This window comes from Streptomyces zaomyceticus (assembly GCF_014656215.1).
Lineage (GTDB): Bacteria > Actinomycetota > Actinomycetes > Streptomycetales > Streptomycetaceae > Streptomyces > Streptomyces zaomyceticus.
On record NZ_BNBZ01000012.1, the window covers coordinates 21,359 to 37,855 of the forward strand.

Annotated in this window: 16 protein-coding genes; 11 read left to right on the forward strand and 5 right to left on the reverse strand. The window is 73.6% G+C overall.

Annotation, left to right across the window (positions count from 1 at the left end; translation table 11 throughout):
• Positions 1–138: 138 nt before the first annotated feature.
• The 3 genes from IE311_RS17420 (at position 139) to IE311_RS17430 (ending at position 3,926) form a co-directional block, all read left to right on the forward strand.
• Positions 139–2,202 carry a Xaa-Pro dipeptidyl-peptidase gene (locus IE311_RS17420; RefSeq protein WP_229901979.1) on the forward strand — a complete coding sequence of 688 codons (2,064 nt, stop codon included), beginning with the start codon at positions 139–141 and terminating at the stop codon, positions 2,200–2,202.
• Positions 2,199–3,506, forward strand: coding sequence for a M14 family metallopeptidase (locus IE311_RS17425; RefSeq protein ID WP_189832617.1), 1,308 nt, complete (start codon positions 2,199–2,201; stop codon positions 3,504–3,506). Before IE311_RS17420 ends, IE311_RS17425 begins: the two co-directional genes overlap by 4 nt.
• A gap of 117 nt (positions 3,507–3,623) precedes the next feature.
• Positions 3,624–3,926: a hypothetical protein gene (locus IE311_RS17430; RefSeq protein WP_189832618.1), complete on the forward strand. Its 303-nt coding sequence runs from the start codon at positions 3,624–3,626 to the stop codon at positions 3,924–3,926.
• Positions 3,927–4,009: 83 nt separating this feature from the next.
• Here IE311_RS17430 and IE311_RS17435 read toward each other — a convergent pair whose 3' ends face one another.
• Complete coding sequence (locus IE311_RS17435; RefSeq protein WP_189832619.1) at positions 4,010–4,966, reverse strand: NAD(P)/FAD-dependent oxidoreductase; 957 nt, start codon at positions 4,964–4,966, stop codon at positions 4,010–4,012.
• Positions 4,967–5,037: 71 nt separating this feature from the next.
• On the opposite strand from IE311_RS17435, the gene IE311_RS17440 reads away from it, so the two are divergent.
• From IE311_RS17440 to IE311_RS17455, 4 genes are read left to right on the forward strand one after another with little or no spacing between them, the layout of a single operon-like run.
• The gene (locus tag IE311_RS17440; protein ID WP_189832620.1) at positions 5,038–5,526 is read left to right on the forward strand and encodes a hypothetical protein; all 489 of its coding nucleotides are present in this window, start codon (positions 5,038–5,040) and stop codon (positions 5,524–5,526) included.
• A gap of 13 nt (positions 5,527–5,539) precedes the next feature.
• Positions 5,540–7,180, forward strand: coding sequence for an ABC-F family ATP-binding cassette domain-containing protein (locus IE311_RS17445; protein ID WP_189832621.1), 1,641 nt, complete (start codon positions 5,540–5,542; stop codon positions 7,178–7,180).
• Between the two features lie 57 nt (positions 7,181–7,237).
• On the forward strand, positions 7,238–7,966 hold the full coding sequence (locus tag IE311_RS17450) for a 2-phosphosulfolactate phosphatase (protein ID WP_189832622.1): 729 nt from the start codon (positions 7,238–7,240) through the stop codon (positions 7,964–7,966).
• Positions 7,963–8,367 (forward strand): hypothetical protein, encoded by a 405-nt coding sequence (locus IE311_RS17455; RefSeq protein ID WP_189832623.1) that lies wholly within the window; start codon positions 7,963–7,965, stop codon positions 8,365–8,367. The genes IE311_RS17450 and IE311_RS17455 overlap by 4 nt, the downstream gene beginning before the upstream one ends.
• Before the next feature lie 119 nt (positions 8,368–8,486).
• Here IE311_RS17455 and IE311_RS17460 read toward each other — a convergent pair whose 3' ends face one another.
• Positions 8,487–10,892 (reverse strand): Tex family protein, encoded by a 2,406-nt coding sequence (locus tag IE311_RS17460; protein ID WP_189832624.1) that lies wholly within the window; start codon positions 10,890–10,892, stop codon positions 8,487–8,489.
• A 121-nt stretch (positions 10,893–11,013) separates the two neighbouring features.
• Positions 11,014–11,880 (reverse strand): SCO6745 family protein, encoded by an 867-nt coding sequence (locus IE311_RS17465; protein ID WP_189832625.1) that lies wholly within the window; start codon positions 11,878–11,880, stop codon positions 11,014–11,016.
• 183 nt (positions 11,881–12,063) lie between these two features.
• Between IE311_RS17465 and IE311_RS17470 the strand changes: the two genes are divergently transcribed.
• A complete protein-coding gene (locus IE311_RS17470) occupies positions 12,064–13,035 on the forward strand; it encodes a GlxA family transcriptional regulator (RefSeq protein WP_189832626.1) in 972 nt (323 codons plus the stop codon).
• Between the two features lie 11 nt (positions 13,036–13,046).
• Positions 13,047–13,691 carry a DJ-1/PfpI family protein gene (locus IE311_RS17475; protein WP_189832627.1) on the forward strand — a complete coding sequence of 215 codons (645 nt, stop codon included), beginning with the start codon at positions 13,047–13,049 and terminating at the stop codon, positions 13,689–13,691.
• Positions 13,692–13,743: 52 nt separating this feature from the next.
• Here IE311_RS17475 and IE311_RS17480 read toward each other — a convergent pair whose 3' ends face one another.
• Positions 13,744–14,487 (reverse strand): enoyl-CoA hydratase/isomerase family protein, encoded by a 744-nt coding sequence (locus IE311_RS17480; protein WP_189832628.1) that lies wholly within the window; start codon positions 14,485–14,487, stop codon positions 13,744–13,746.
• 129 nt (positions 14,488–14,616) lie between these two features.
• Here IE311_RS17480 and IE311_RS17485 point away from each other — a divergent pair, with 129 nt between their 5' ends.
• Entirely contained in the window at positions 14,617–15,228 is a 612-nt protein-coding gene (locus IE311_RS17485) for an HdeD family acid-resistance protein (protein ID WP_229901998.1), read from the forward strand.
• Between the two features lie 130 nt (positions 15,229–15,358).
• Entirely contained in the window at positions 15,359–15,880 is a 522-nt protein-coding gene (locus IE311_RS17490; RefSeq protein ID WP_229901980.1) for an ATP-binding protein, read from the forward strand.
• On the opposite strand, the gene idi is transcribed toward IE311_RS17490, so the two are convergent.
• A complete protein-coding gene (gene idi / locus IE311_RS17495) occupies positions 15,846–16,466 on the reverse strand; it encodes an isopentenyl-diphosphate Delta-isomerase (RefSeq protein ID WP_189832631.1) in 621 nt (206 codons plus the stop codon). The genes IE311_RS17490 and idi overlap by 35 nt on opposite strands.
• Positions 16,467–16,497: the final 31 nt, after the last annotated feature.

Sequence of the window (16,497 nt, forward strand, 5' to 3'; positions counted from 1 at the left end):
TCACGTCCAGAGGACCCCGTGTCACACGATCGCCATTCGGCCGACATGAACCCCTCCACCCCCGGATTCACCCCGAATCCCCCCTGATTGCCTACGGCACTCTTTTGCACGGGAGTTGACCGGGGTACGTTCCCGCCCATGCCGAAGCGAATGCGGAGAACCCGCGGAGCCCGACTGCCGTACGGAACCCTCGTGGCCGCGGCCACCGCCGCCCTGCTCGCCACCCTGGTCACGCCCGCCGGCGCGCGGCCGGAGCCCGCCGCGCCCGCCGGATCCGCCCTGTCGTCCGCGCCGACCGGCCCCGCCGCGCCCTCCGCCCGCGAGTCCCGGCCCGTCCACTCGTACGCCGACGCCATCCGCGAGTCCGTCTGGGTCGACACCGGACTCGACGGAGACGGCGACGGGCGCACCGACCGGGTCGCCGTCGACATCGTCCGCCCCCGGGAGACCGCGGCGGCCGGCCGCAGGATCCCCGTCGTCATGGACGCCAGCCCGTACTACGCCTGCTGCGGCCGGGGCAACGAGAGCCAGAAGAAGACCTACGACGCCGACGGCAACCCGGTGCGGTTCCCGCTGTTCTACGACAACTTCTTCGTTCCGCGCGGCTACGCCTTCGTCGCCGTCGACCTCGCCGGCACCAACCGCTCCGACGGTTGCGACGACGTCGGCGGACGCTCCGACGTCCAGTCGGCCAAGGCCGTCGTCGACTGGCTCAACGGCCGCGCCCGCGGCTACACCTCCCGTACGGGGGACACCCGGTCCCGCGCCACCACCTGGAGCACCGGCAACGTCGGCATGATCGGCAAGAGCTGGGACGGCACCATCGCCAACGGCGTCGCCGCCACCGGCGTCGAAGGGCTGAAAACGATCGTTCCGATCGGTGCCATCTCCTCCTGGTACGACTACTTCCACTCCCAGGGAGCCCCGCTCTACAACGCCAACCCCAGCTGGCTCTCCGACTACGTCAACAGCCCCGAGGCACGGGCCCGCTGCGGCGCGGTCCAGGACCGCGTCACCGCCGGCACCCCCTACAGCGGGGACCGGACCGCCGCCTGGACCGAGCGCGACCACGTACGGAACGCGGGCAACGTGAAGGCCAGCGTCTTCGTCGTCCACGGCCAACAGGACCTCAACGTGCGCGCGAACCAGTTCGGCCAGTGGTGGGACGCGCTCGCCGCCCACGGCGTCGAGCGGAAGATCTGGCTCTCCCAGACCGGCCATGTCGACCCCTTCGACTTCCGGCGCGCCGAGTGGGTGCGCACCCTGCACCGCTGGTTCGACCACTACCTCCTCGGTTACGACAACGGCATCGACCGTGAGCCGGTCGCCGACATCGAGCGCGCCCCGGACCGCTGGACCACCGACCGGCACTGGCCGCCGCGCACCACCGCGACCACCACGCTGCGCCCCGCCCCCGGCGCGGCGGCCGGCCCCGGTGTCCTCGGCCGCGCCCCCGCCGCCCCCGGCTCCACCGCGACCTTCACCGACGACCCCGGGCTCGGCGAGCTCGACTGGGCCGCCCGGATCGACGGCACGACCCCCGAGAAGGCCGGGTTCGTCACCCGCCCGCTCTCCCGCGAGCTGCGGATCTCCGGCTCCTCGAAGGTGACGGTCACCGCCACCCCGAGCACCTCGACAGCGCATCTCTCCGCCGTCCTCGTCGACCTCGGACCCGACACCATCCGCGACTACGGAGCCGCCGGAGAGGGCATCACCACCCTCGCCGACCGCACCTGCTGGGGGCTGAGCACCCCCGGTGACAGCGCCTGCTTCAAGGAGACCGAGGCCCGTACGGCAGCCGTCGGGTACACGGTCGTCAGCCGGGGCTGGGCCGATCTCGGCACCTGGGCCGACCCCGGCGCGGAGCGTCCGCTGACCCCCGGCAGGGCGTACACGATGACCCTGGACCTCGCCGCCACCGACCATGTCGTCCCGGCCGGACACCGATTGGCCCTGATCGTCGGCGGCACCGACAAGGACCTGCTCGACCCGCCGTCGAGCACCCCGACCCTGACCCTCGACCTCACCCGCACCTGGGCGAAGCTGCCGCTGGTGGGCGGCGCCGCCGCCTTCGGCCGCGCCACGTCCGGGCTCCACCCGGCCGTGCCCCGGGCCCCGACCGCGGCGGCGTCCCCGAGCGGTGAAGTGCCGCCGGCCGCCGTCGCCGGTCCCCGCCTTCCCGGAGCCGGAGCCGCCCGGTGATCCCCCGTAGCGCGCCGCGAGGCCGACGCCGCACGCTCGCCCTCGCGGCGGGCGCGGCGGCCCTCGCCCTGCCGCTCGTCACCGTTCCCGCCAAGGCGGCGGACAGCGCACCGGTGAAGCCGCTCCCGCGCACCGGCTTCGAGACGAGCCTGGGAGCCCGGTGGACCACCGAGGCCGAGGAGCGGGACTTCCTCGCGGCCGTCGACCGGGCGAGCGCGCGGGTGTCGGTGCGCGTGATCGGCACCACCGCGCAGGGCCGCCCGCTCCGGCTCGCCACCCTCGGTACGGGCCGCACCACCGTGCTGCTCGTCTGCAGCCAGCACGGCGACGAGCCCGCGGGCCGCGAGGCCTGTCTCAGCACGGTGCGCGACCTCGCCCGCGCGCGGGACCCGGAGACCCTGCGGTTCCTCGCCCGGACGACCCTCCTCGTCGTTCCGACCGCCAACCCCGACGGCCGGGAGGCCGACACCCGGGGCAACGCCGACGGGGTCGACGTCAACCGGGACCACATCGCGCTGCGGACCGCCGAGGCCCGGGCGGTCGCCGCGGTGATCCGCGACCGGAGCCCCGAACTCGTCTACGACCTGCACGAGTACGGAGCCACCCCCCGGTACTACGACAAGGATCTGCTCGCGCTCTGGCCGCGCAGCCTCGACGCCGATCCGCACGTCCACGACGAGTCCAGGACGCTCTCCGAGGAGTACGTCCGGCCCGCGGCCGGGCTCGCCGGATACAGCAGCGGCATCTACGGCATCTGGACCGACCCCCTGACCGGCAAGCCGCTCAAGCAGGTGGCAGGGGACGGCCAGGAGCGGATCCTGCGGAACACGGCCGGTATCAAGCACGCCGTGGGGCTGCTCGTCGAGACCCGGGTGGACGCGTTCGACGAGGCCGAGCAGAACGACCCGGCGCGCAACCACCGGCGCCGTGTCGCCACCCAGCACGCCGCCCTGCAGGGCGCCTTCGACTACCTCGACGAGCGGCGCGGACCGCTGACGTCGGCCACCTCGGCGGCCCGGCGCGCCGGATACGCGGACCGGGGTCCGGTCTTCCTCGGTGGCGCCGACAACGACCCGGCGGAGCCCTCGGAGATCCTCGCCGACCCGCCCTGCGGCTACCGGCTGTCCGCCGCGCAGTACGCGGAGGTGGGCGACGAACTCGCCCTGCACGGCGTCGCCGTGAGGCAGGAGGACGCGGGGGTGTTCGTACCGCTGGGCCAGTCGCGTCGCGCACTCGTCCCGCTGCTCCTGGATGCACGTGCCACCTATCACCTCGTCAGTGGCAGTCCTGTGGAGGTGTGTTGACGATCACGTGGCGCAGGGGCGCGATGGCGTGAATCCGATGTTTGCCGAGGTAAAGTTACCCACTGGTACTGACCATGCCTCGAACAGGTCCCCACGGCCTGGAAGTTGGAGAACACCATGCGCACCACCACGACCGCTCGTCGTGTCCTCACGTCCGTGCTCGCCACGACGCTGCTCGCCGGCGGCGTGCTGCTCGGGCAGACGGTGACCGCCGAGCCCGCGTCCGCGGCCAAGATGACCTGCAACATCGGTCAGCTGCGGCACGACGCCCAGAAGGAGCGCAACCGCGCCGCGCAGCTCAGGGGTCTCGGCGCCCACGCGGAGGCCCGCAAGGCCCTCGCCCACGCCAACGCCCTGGAGACGCGCGCCCGCCAGTGCGAGGACGCGGAGAACAACAGCAAGCCGCCGATCTGGAAGTAGGGGAACGCACCGGAGCGACGATCCGGTGAGCAAACGCGGGGCGGGTGCTGTCCGAAAGGGTGGCATCCGCCCCGCAGTCGTTCTCAGGCCTCCACGAGCTCCGCCGCCCGCTCCGCGCAGCCCCAGGACACCGTCACCCCCGCGCCCCCGTGCCCGTAGTGGTGCACCAGACGCCCACCGCCCGGCAGCGGCACCGCCTCGATCCGGACCCCGCCCACCCGCGCCGGCCGCAGGCCCACCCGGTGACCGAGCACCCGCGCCCCCGCGATCTCCGGCCGCACCCGCGCGCAGCGCGCGACGATCGCCGCCGCCGTCGCCGGATCGGGTACCAGCCGCTCGTCCCCCTCCTCGGCCGTCCCGCCGAGGACGAGCCGCCCCGGCTGCGGGAAGAAGTACGTCGTCTCGCTCGCCCCCGCGTCCGCCGAGGTGAACCACTCCTCGATCCCCGGGTTCTCCACCAGCACCAACTGCCCCCGCACCGGCCGCACCGCGGGATCCGGTACGAGCTCCCGCGCCGCCGCCCCCGTGCAGTCGACGACCACCCGGGCCCGCGCCGCCGCCTCCCCGAAGCCGCTGACCACGCGCCGCTCGACGACCCCGCCCGCCGCCTCGAACCGGCCCCGCAGCCACGTCAGATGGACGGGCATGTCGATCAGCGGCAACCGCGCGGCCAGACCCACCTCGTACGGACCCGGCACCTCCTCGGGCGACAGCTGCCGCAGGCCCGGCACCTCCCGTGCCCAGGCACCGAGACCGTCCAGCACGGTGTCCGCGTGGACCCCGGCCACCCAGCGCACCCCCGTCCTGCCGGGATCGTCGGCCAGTTCCCCGTACACCCGCAACGAGGCCAGCGCCCACGCGCCCGCCTCGGCCTCCGGCTCGATCCGGTACGGCCACCACAGGGCCCCCGCCACCGCCGATGTCGTCGCCGTCACCTCGTCCCGCGACCAGACCCGCACGCGCAGCCCTCGCTCGGCGAGGGTCACCGCGGTCGTCAGGCCGACGACCCCGCCACCCACCACGATCACGTCGCTCTCCATGCCCCGGACCGTACCGGGACCGGGACATTTCCGGGACGGCCCAGCCACGCGGGCGCGGAAGACTCAAGGGCATGCGCGGCGCCTACACGACCCTCGAACTCGCCCCCACCACCGGTGCGGACGGCGTCATCCCCCTGAGCTCCACCGGCCTCGGAGAGCATCCCGCCGACCTCGTGGTCGACGGCAGGCCGCTGCTCCGGCTCCTCGACGAGGTCGACGGCGTCGACACGGTCTCGCCCCTGGCCTCCGACCTCCCGCCCGTCCTCCGCGCCGATCATGTCGAGCGGCTCCTCGGCCGCGGCCCCGGATCCGCCGACGGCCGACGGGTGATCTACTCCTGCCCCGACTGCGACGACCCCGGCTGCGGCGCGGTCACCGCCTTCGTCGCACACGACGGCGAGGACGTCGTCTGGCGCGACTTCGCCTGGCAGACCGGCCCCACCGCCGACCTCGCGCGCGAGGGCTACCCCGGGGTCGGTCCGTACCGCTTCCACGGTGCCGCCTACCGGTCCGTGCTGCTGCGGCTCCTCGAATCCTCGGCGTGTCGTTCCGTCGCCTAGGATTCGTTCCCTGATGACTGCAACCCTCGTCGCCAAGGACCTCGCCGCCGGCCACGGCGCCCGCACCCTCTTCGCCGAGCTCGACCTCGTCGTCGCCCCGGGCGACGTGATCGGCCTCGTCGGAGTCAACGGAGCGGGCAAGTCGACCCTGCTGCGGCTGCTCGCCGGGATCGACACCCCGGAGGAGGGCGAGCTCCGGCTCTCCCCGCCCACCGCCGCCGTCGGGCACCTCCCGCAGGAGCCCGAGCGGCGCGCGGGCGAGACCGTGCGGGAGTTCCTCGCCCGGCGCACCGGCGTGGCCGCCGCCCAGACCGCGATGGACGAGGCCACCCAGGGCCTCGTCGACGGCACCCCCGGCGCCGACGACGCGTACGCGACCACCCTGGAGCGCTGGCTGAACCTCGGCGGCGCCGACCTCGACGAGCGCGCCGAGGAGGTCGCCGACTCCCTCGGCCTCACCGTCGGCCTCGACCAGCCGATGACCTCCCTCTCCGGGGGCCAGGCCGCCCGCGCCGGTCTCGCCTCGCTCCTGCTCTCCCGCTACGACGTCTTCCTGCTCGACGAGCCCACCAACGACCTGGACCTCGAGGGCCTGGAGCGCCTGGAGGCCTTCGTCAAGGGGCTGCGCGCCGGGACGGTCGTCATCAGCCACGACCGCGAGTTCCTCACCCGTACGGTCACCAAGGTCCTCGAACTCGACCTCGCCCAGCAGCAGATCACCCTGTACGGCGGTGGCTACGAGGCGTACCTGGAGGAGCGGGACACCGCCCGGCGCCACGCGCGCGAGGACTTCGAGGAGTACGCGGGCAAGAAGGCGGCCCTCGAAGCGCGCGGCCACATGCAGCGGTCCTGGATGGACAAGGGCGTCAGGAACGCCCGTCGCAAGTCCACCGACGGCGACAAGCTCGGACGCAACGCGCGCAGCGAGGCCAGCGAGAAGCAGGCCGCGAAGGCCCGGCAGACGCAGCGCATGATCGAACGTCTCGACGTCGTGGACGAGCCCCGCAAGGAGTGGGAGCTGCGGATGGAGATCGCGTCCGCGCCGCGCTCCGGCTCCGTCGTCGCGACCCTGCGCGAGGCCGAGGTGCGCCGCGGCGACTTCTCCTTCGGCCCCGTCACCCTCCAGATCGACTGGGCCGACCGGGTCGCCGTCACCGGGGCCAACGGAGCCGGGAAGTCGACCCTGCTCGCCGCCCTCCTCGGCCGGCTGGCGCTGGACTCCGGCGACGCCGTTCTCGGCTCGGGCGTCGTCGTGGGCGAGGTCGACCAGGCCCGCAAGCTCTTCCACGGTACGGAGACGCTCCTGGAGGCGTTCTGCGCGGCCGTGCCCGAGACCGAGCCCGCCGAGGTCCGCACCCTGCTCGCCAAGTTCGGCCTCAAGGCCGCACATGTGATGCGGCCCGCCACCACGCTCTCCCCGGGCGAGCGGACCCGCGCGGCACTCGCCCTGCTCCAGGGCCGGGGCGTGAACCTGCTCGTCCTGGACGAGCCCACCAACCACCTGGACCTCCCGGCCATCGAGCAGCTGGAGTCCGCGCTCGACTCGTACACCGGCACGCTGCTGCTCGTCACCCACGACCGGCGGATGCTCGACGCGGTCCGCACCACCCGGCGCATCGAGGTCGCCGGCGGCAAGGTCACGGAGCTCCGATGACGCTCCCGCGCGACGGCCGGGAACCGCGATGACCGTCCCCCTCCGGCGGGGGCCGCGATGACGGTCTCCTTCGGCTGGGGCCCCGTCGAGGCGAGGGTCCTCGCCCCCTCGGCCGCCTGTGTCGTCGTGGTCGACGTGCTGTCCTTCACCACGGCCGTGGGCGTCGCCGTCGAGGCCGGCGCCGCGGTCCACCCGTACCGATGGCGGGACGCCACGGCCGTCGCGTACGCGACGGCCGTCGGGGCGAGCCTCGCCGTCGGGCGCCGCGAGGCGACCCCCGCGCACCCGTGGACGCTCTCGCCGGCCGCCCTGCGGGCCGCCCCGATGCCGCCCCGCCTGGTCCTGCCCTCGCCGAACGGCTCCACGATCGCCGCGGAGGCCGGTGCCGCGACCGTCGTCGCCGCCTCCCTCCGCAATCACTCGGCCGTCGTCCGGTGGCTCACCGACCACGGGTACGGCTCCGCCGAACGTCCGCTCGCCGTCGTCGCCGCGGGCGAGCGGTGGCCCGACGGCTCGCTGCGCCCGGCGCTCGAGGACCTGCTCGGCGCGGGCGCGGTCCTCGCCGGACTGCGTGCCACGGGCGCGCACACCCTGACCCCGGAGGCGACCGCGGCGGCCACGCTGTGGTCGGCCACGGAGGACCCGGTCGCCGCCTTGCACGGCTGCGACTCGGGCCGTGAACTGTACGAGAACGGCTTTCCGCAGGACGTGGCCGTGGCCGCCGAGACCGACACCTCGACGACCGTCCCCGTGCTCGTGGACGGCGCATTCCAGGAGGCACCATGACCGACGACGTCATCACCCGGCTCATCACGATGCTGGACGACCTCGACGCCGACGTCGACGCGACGATCGACCTCGCCGACGAGATCGCGGCGACGGGCGACCGGGCGCTGCTGCCCCGGCTGACGGCCGAGCTCGACCGGGCGATCGCCGAGCGGAACGCGTACGCCCGTGAGCTGCTCGGCGGTGTCGTCGCGGGGCTCGGCGGCGTCGAGACCCTGCCGGTGCTCGTACGGGCCTCCGCCGTCGACCTCGGCGACGACCAGGACGGCCTGGCCACCGAGATCGTCGACCTGGTCCAGGCGGACCCGAAGACGGCCCGCGGTCTGCTCCAGCCCCTCACGGAGGACGACGACCTCTCCGTCGCCAACCGCGCCGACTGGGCCCTGCGCTTCCTGCCGTAACCGAGTCCGCACCCCCACGTCAAGGAGGCCACGGCCCGACCGGGCCGTGGCCTCCTTCCCGTTTCCGTCGGACACGGGCTCGGGTCCCGGTCGGAAACCGGGATCCGCCCCCGTGCGTCCTACCGGCGCTTGCGGTCGCCCTCGCCCAGCAGTCCGGCCTTGCGCAGGGCGTCCGCCATCGCGCTGTTGGAGGGCGCGGGCGCGGCCGAACGATCCCGGCCGGAGCGGTCCCCGCGGTCGTTGCGGTTGCCGCCCTCCGCCTTGCGGCCACCGCCCTGCCGCTGCTGCGGCGGCCGGCCGGAGCGCTCGCCCCGCTCGCGCTTGGGCCCGCCGCCCTGGGCGTCCGCGCCCGGCTCGTCGTCGAGCCGCAGCGTCAGCGCGATCCGCTTGCGCGGGATGTCCACGTCGAGGACCTTCACCTTGACCACGTCGCCCGGCTTCACCACGTCGCGCGGGTCCTTGACGAAGTTCTTCGACATCGCCGACACGTGCACCAGACCGTCCTGGTGCACACCGATGTCCACGAACGCCCCGAAGGCGGCCACGTTGGTGACGACCCCCTCCAGGACCATCCCGGACGCCAGGTCGCCGATCTTCTCGACACCGTCCTTGAAGGTGGCCGTCCGGAACGCCGGACGCGGGTCACGGCCCGGCTTCTCCAGCTCGCGCAGGATGTCCGTCACCGTCGGCAGACCGAAGGTCTCGTCGACGAAGTCGTCCGCCCGCAGCGAGCGCAGCGTGCCCGTGTCGCCGATGAGCGCCGCCACCTCGCCGCCCGTCGCCTTCACCATCCGGCGGACCACCGGGTACGCCTCCGGGTGCACCGACGAGGAGTCGAGCGGGTCGTCGCCGTCCCGGATGCGCAGGAAGCCCGCGCACTGCTCGTACGCCTTCGGTCCGAGCCTCGCCACGTCCTTCAGCGCCCGGCGGGAGCGGAAGGGGCCGTTGGTGTCCCGGTGCGCCACGATGTTCTCCGCGAGCCCGGCGCTGATGCCCGAGACGCGCGAGAGGAGCGGCGCGGAGGCGGTGTTGACGTCGACGCCGACACCGTTGACACAGTCCTCGACGACCGCGTCGAGGGAGCGCGAGAGCTTCACCTCGGCCAGGTCGTGCTGGTACTGGCCGACGCCGATGGACTTCGGGTCGATCTTCACCAGCTCGGCGAGCGGGTCCTGCAGCCGACGGGCGATGGAGACCGCGCCGCGCAGCGACACGTCGAGGCCCGGGAGCTCCTGCGAGGCGAACGCCGAGGCCGAGTAGACCGAGGCACCGGCCTCCGAGACCATCACCTTCGTCAGGTTCAACTCGGGGTGCTTGGCGAGGAGTTCGGTCGCCAGCTTGTCGGTCTCGCGGGAGGCCGTGCCGTTGCCGATCGCGATCAGCTCGACCGCGTACTCCTTGGCGAGCCGCGACAGCCTGTCCAGCGCCTGGTCCCACTTGTTCGCGGGGACGTGCGGATAGATCGTGTCGGTGGCGACGACCTTGCCGGTCGCGTCCACCACGGCGACCTTCACACCCGTACGGAAGCCGGGGTCGAGGCCGAGCGTCGCCCGCGTGCCGGCCGGAGCGGCGAGCAGCAGATCGCGCAGGTTCGTCGCGAAGACCCGCACCGCCTCGTCCTCGGCGGCCGTCCGCAGCCGCAGTCGCAGATCGATCCCGAGGTGGACCAGGATGCGGGTCCGCCAGGACCAGCGGACCGTGTCCTGAAGCCACTTGTCCCCGGGGCGACCGCGGTCGGCGACCCCGAAGCGGTGCGCGACGATCCCTTCGTACGAGGAGGGGCCGGGGGTCTCGGAAGGCTGCTCCGGCTCCAGGTCCAGGCTGAGCACATCCTCCTTCTCGCCGCGCAGCATGGCGAGCACCCGGTGCGAGGGGAGGGCCGTGAAGGGCTCGGTGAAGTCGAAGTAGTCGGCGAACTTCGCTCCCGCCTCCTCCTGGCCGTCCCGCACCTTCGCCACCAGCCGGCCGCGGCCCCACATGCGCTCGCGCAGCTCGCCGATGAGGTCGGCGTCCTCGGAGAACTTCTCGGCGAGGATCGCCCGTGCCCCCTCCAGGGCCGCGGCGGCGTCCGCGACGCCCTTGCCCGCGTCCACGAAGGCGGCGGCGGCGGCCGTCGGCTCCACCGACGGATCGGCGAGCAGCCCCTCCGCCAGCGGTTCGAGACCGGCCTCGCGGGCGATCTGCGCCTTCGTCCGGCGCTTCGGCTTGAAGGGCAGGTAGATGTCCTCCAGGCGCGCCTTGGTGTCCGCGGCCCGGATACGGGCCTCCAGCTCCCCGGTCAGCTTGCCCTGCTCGCGTACGGAGTCGAGGATCGCCGACCGGCGGTCCTCCAGCTCGCGCAGATAGCGCAGCCGTTCCTCGAGCGTGCGCAGCTGCGCGTCGTCGAGCATCTCCGTCGCTTCCTTGCGGTAGCGCGCGATGAACGGCACGGTCGAACCGCCGTCGAGCAGCTCGACGGCCGCCTTCACCTGTCGCTCGCGTACGCCGAGTTCCTCGGCGATCCTTGCTTCGATGGACGTCGTCACGGTGTCCCGACTCGCCTTCTCGTGCCTCAAGCTTGCGAGTGCATTCTGCCGGGTCGGTCACCCGAACGCGGCAACCGGCCCGTCCCGCGCGCGTCCCGGCCGCCCGTCGGGCGCCCCGCGGTCACCCCTTGCCGACGAGATCCGTCGGGAACGCGCCCGCGCCGGCCGCCGTGACGAGGAAGCCGCGCCCCAGCTCGGTGAGCCGCTCGACCCCGGCCGCGCCGAGGTGCTCGTACGGGGCCGCGTCGAGCCGGTCGGTGTGGTCCTCCAGCTCGGTGCGGAGGGCCGTGCCCGCCTCGGTGAGCTCGCCGTCGGCGTCGATCAGCCCACGTCCGCGCAGCCGCTCCGTCGCCGCCTCCCAGTCCGCGCGCCGCCAGCCGCGGGTGCCGAGGACCCAGCGGGGGGCCATGCCCTTGCCGGTGGCGGTGTGGGAGGCGAGCGCCTCGACGGGGTCGAGACCGGCGGAGAGCAGGGCCGCGAGATGTCCGTCGCCCCGGTGCTCGCGCAGCAGGGTGGCGGCGTACCAGTAGGCGAGGTGGGGCTCCTCGGGCACCGGCAGGTCCGCGTGGGCCGAGTAGAGCGGCCGGGCGTGCCGGGCGCAGGCCTCCGTGGCGCGCAGGGCGAGCCCCGCCGCCTCGGCCATCTCCGGGGAGGCGACGGTCTCCTCGCCGAGCAGACGGCGCAGGGTCGCGTCGACGGTGCGCAGCCGCGCGTCGAGGACCTCGGCGGGGGAGGCGGTCTCCCAGACGCCCGGGAGGTGCCGGGCGAGCAGCTCGTGGTTGTAGTTGTAGAAGGTCGCGGCGACGGTGCCGGGGCCCACCGCGCCGAGCGCGGCGCTGCGCGCGGCGAGCCGCATCGCGCTCTGGTCGGTGAAGCCCAGGGCGCCGAACTCGCGGTCGAGGTCGGGCGAGAAGTAGAGCGTGGAGTGCAGCGGGTTGAGCGCGTTGTGGCAGCGGCGTCCCGCGCGCGGCGGCAGAGCAGTCGTCATGCCCGAAGGTTACCGACTGGTCGGTACGACGGGAACCTTCGGAACGTGCCGATACGGCCGGGCCCTCGGAGTCACCGAGGCCGCCACGGCCACCGCCGAGACCGCCCCGTATGCGCGCGCGATGGCAGAAAAGGTGGGATCGGCGTCATTGCGGCCCTCCCGGTGGCCTCCGAGGATGGACCCATGACGCAGCGATCCGTTCTCGTCGTCCTCTTCGACGACGTGCAGAGCCTCGACGTCACCGGCCCCTTGGAGGTGTTCGCCGGTGCCGGCCGCGCCGCCGGGGACCCGGCCGCGTACACGATCCGCACCGCCTCCCTGGACGGCGGGCCGGTCCGTACCCACAGCGGGCTGCGTCTGCTGCCCGACACCACCCTCGCCGAGGCGGTCGCCGACGGAGCCCCGCACACCCTCGTCGTCCCCGGCGGGGAGGGCACCCGCCGGCCCGCCCCCGCCCTGATCGACTGGCTGCGCACCCACGCCCCCGACGCCGGGCGGCTGGTCTCCGTCTGCACGGGGGCACTGCTCCTCGCCGAGGCCGGTCTCCTCGACGGGCACCGGGCGACCACCCACTGGGTCGCCTGCGACCACCTCGCCCGCTGCTACCCCCGGGTCGAGGTGGACCCGGACCCCATCTTCGTACGGGACGGGCGGCTCTCCACCTCGGCCGGCGTCACGGCCGGTATCGACCTGGCGCTGGCCCTGGTCGAGGAGGACCTCGGCCGGGACGCGGCCCTCACCGTCGCCCGCCACCTGGTCGTCTTTCTGCGCCGCCCCGGCAACCAGGCCCAGTTCAGCGCCCAGCTGGCCGCCCAGACCGCTCGCCGGGAGCCGCTGCGCGACCTGCAGCAGTGGATCACCGAGCACCCCGAAGGGGATCTCTCCGTCGAGACGCTCGCCGCCCGCGCCCGGCTCTCGCCCCGCCACTTCGCCCGCGCCTTCCGGGTGGAGACCGGCACGACCCCCGGCCGCTACGTCGACCGGGTCCGGCTCGAACACGCCCGCCGCCTCCTGGAGGAGACCTCGCGCGGCGTCGAGGAGGTCGCCCGGGCCGCCGGGTACGGCACCTCCGAGACCATGCGCCGCGCCTTCACGAAGGCCCTCGGCACCGCACCCGCCGACTACCGCCGCCGATTCCACGCACCCGTCACCTGAAAGGGACCACCGTGCAGATCGCCGTCCTGCTCTACCAGGGCTTCACCACGCTCGACGCCGTCGGGCCGTACGAGCTCCTCGCCCGCATCCCCGGGGCCGAGACCGTCTTCGTGGCCAAGGAGACCGGCCCCGTCCGCAACGACCAGGGCAGCCTCGCCCTCGTCGCGGACAGGACCCTCGCCGAGGTCCCGCGCCCGGACATCGTGCTCGTCCCCGGCGGGCCCGACTCCCGGGAGACCATGAGCGACCCGGAGGTCCAGGCCTGGCTCCGTACCGCGGACGAGACCAGTACCTGGACCACCTCGGTCTGCACCGGCTCCCTGATCCTGGCCGCCGCGGGAGTCCTCGACGGCCGCCGCGCCACCACGCACTGGCTCGCCCACGAGGAGCTCAGGGCGCTGGGCGTCGAACCCACCGGTGAGCGGGTCGTGTTCGACGGAAAGTACGTCACCGCCGCCGGTGTCTCCTCCGGCATCGACATGGCCCTGCACCTGCTCGGCCGCATCGGCGGGGACGAGCTCGCCCAGACGATCCAGCTGCTCACCGAGTACGACCCGCAGCCGCCGTACGACGCGGGGTCGCCGGAGAAGGCCCCGGCCGAGATCGTGGCGCGGTGGCGGGGCGTGAAGGCGGAGGACCTCCCCCAGGGGCGCTGACGACGGCCCCCGGCCACCTGCCCCAGGGGCGCTGACGACGGCCCGCCGGGCCTCAGCTCCCGTACGTGAAGCGGGGCGCCCGGCGCTCCAGGAAGGCGGCGACACCCTCCGCGGTGTCGCCGCTTCCGCGCGCCTGCTCGGCCCAGTGGGCGTCCCGGTCCAGGCGCCCGTCGGCGAACTCCTTGGCGGCCGACTGCGTCAGCAGCGAGCGCGAGGCCAGCACACGGGCGAACTCGGCCACCCGCTTGTCCAGTTCGCCCACCGGGTGGAGCTCGTCCACGAACCCGGTCCGCAGGGCCCGCTCCGCGTCGATCAACTCACCTGAGAACAGCAGGTACTTGGCGGCCGAGGGTCCCACCAGGGCGGCGAGCCGCCGGGTCGACGAGGACGGGTAGACGATGCCGAGCTTCGAGGGGGTGATCCCGAAGCGGGCGCCCTCCTCGGCGAACCGCAGATCGCAGGCGGCGGCCAGCTGGCTGCCGCCCCCGACGCAGAAGCCCCGGACGGCCGCCAGGGTCGGCCGGGGGAAGGCCGCGAGCGCCTCCTCGGCCCGTACCGCGAGCGTCTGCTGCTCGTCCCCGGGCTCCCGGAGCGCCGAGATGTCGGCCCCGGCGCAGAAGGTGTCGCCCTCGCCGGTCAGGACCAGGACCCGCACCGCGGGGTCGGCGGCGAGCCGGTCCAGCACACCGGGCAGCGCGCGCCACATGCCGGCGCTCATCGCGTTGCGCTTGGCCGGGTTGGCGATGACGACGGTGGCGATCCCGTCCGTGACGCTGTCCTTCAGCTGCGGATCCATGGGCCGGATGCTATCCGCCCCACCCGAACGTACGATCAGGAAGGGGCCGCCAGGAGGAGGCACCGCATGGCCGAGGACGCCCGCGAGACGCACGACGACCCGGGCCCGGCCCCGGACCCCGTCCAGGAGATGGCACGCGAGGGGAAACGGCTCAACCGGAGCTTCGGCTGGCTGGCCGTGCTGGGCGTCCTGCTCGTCATCGGCGGCCTCGTGGGTCTGGTCTACACGGGCCTGGCGACCCTGACCTCGATGCTGCTCTTCGGCTGGCTGCTGCTGATCGGCGGGGTCGTGGGGCTGCTCCAGGCGATCCAGTCGCGGGGCACGAGCTACTTCTGGCTCGCCGTGGTGGTCGCCGCCCTGAACATCGCCGCGGGTGTGGTGGTGATCCGTCACCCCCACGGTTCGGCGGAGGCGCTGACGATGTTCGCCGCCCTGCTGTTCCTGACCGGCGGTCTCTTCCGGCTGGTCGGCAGCGTGGTGGTGCGGGGCCCGCAGTTCGGCTGGACGCTCCTCCAGGGGGCCTTCGGACTGCTGCTCGGTCTGCTCGTGCTGTTCGACTGGCCGGACAGCAGCCGGTACGTTCTCGGGGTCTTCTTCTCGCTGGCGCTGCTCTTCGACGGCCTCGGCCTGATCGCGATCGGGGTGGGCGGGCGACGGATCGTCAGTATGGTGACCCCGGCACCGGTGTCCGGCGCGCCTTCGGAGTCGTCAGAAAGCGCACCCGATCAGTCGAACAACTGACATCGGCATACTCACCCGATCGGAAGGCGGCCGATAAGTGTCGACTTCTGGTCAGTAGGCCGGTACGCCTGCGCGCATTGCCAAGACTCGATCCGTGGCGAGAATCGAGCACGAGGGTGGGAACCGTACCGTGGACACGCACGGAGGTGGCCCCGCCCGGCAACCGTCCTACGAAGGAGTCTGGCGCTTCACCGCTGCCGCGGTCGACGTCTCCGTCCCGCAGGCCCGGCACGCCGTACGCGACCTGCTGGTCCGCCAGGGCGTCCCCCTCCATGAGGAGATCATGGACGGCCTGCTGCTGATCGTCTCCGAGCTGGTCACCAACGCCGTGCGGCACGCGGCGCTGCTGTCCCCGGAGATAGCGGTCGAGGTCGCGATCGGCCCCGAGTGGATCCGGGTGTCCGTCGAGGACAACCACCCGTACCGCCCCAAGGCGCTGGAGGCGGACTACGGGCAGACCGGCGGCCGCGGGCTGCTCCTGGTCCGGGAGATCGCCCAGGAGTCCGGCGGCGCCTGCGACGTCGAGCACACCGCGAGCGGCGGCAAGATCATCTGGGCGGCGCTGCCCCTGGCCCCGATGGTGCCGGGGCCCGGAGCGACGATCCACCAGCCGATGGTCACCAGCCCCCGGACGGACCCGTCAGTTCCCTGACCGCCGGACGCGCCGCGTCGAGCACCGTCATGAACCAGGCGGAGAAGGGCGCGGCGGCGTGGCGCTCGGCCAGCTCGGCCGCGGTCACGAACGCGGTGTCCTCGATCTCCTCCGGGTCCGGCCGCGGCTCGGCCTGCACCAGGCCGACGAAGAGATGGTTGAACTCCTGCTCCACCAGGCCCGAGGCCGGGTCCGGGTGGTTGTAGCGGACGGTGCCCGCCTCGGCGAGCAGCGTGGGCGAGACGCCGAGCTCCTCGAAGGTCCGCCGGGCGGCGGCGGCGAACGGCGCCTCGCCCGGGTAGGGGTGGCCGCAGCAGGTGTTGGACCAGACGCCGGGGGAGTGGTACTTCCCGAGCGCCCGGCGCTGGAGCAGCAGCCGGCCGGACTCGTCGAAGAGGAAGACGGAGAAGGCGCGGTGCAGCAGTCCGGGCGCCTGGTGGGCGGCGAGCTTCTCCGCCGTGCCGATGGTCGTCCCGTCCTCGTCGACCAGTTCGAGCATGATCGGCGCCGGCGCTCCGGACGGCTGGACACCGTTCGACACGATCTCCGGCGAGATCTGAGCCGCGGTGGCTGGTGTGGTCGGCATACCCATCCTTCGCTTCGGTCCTCGCCCCGAT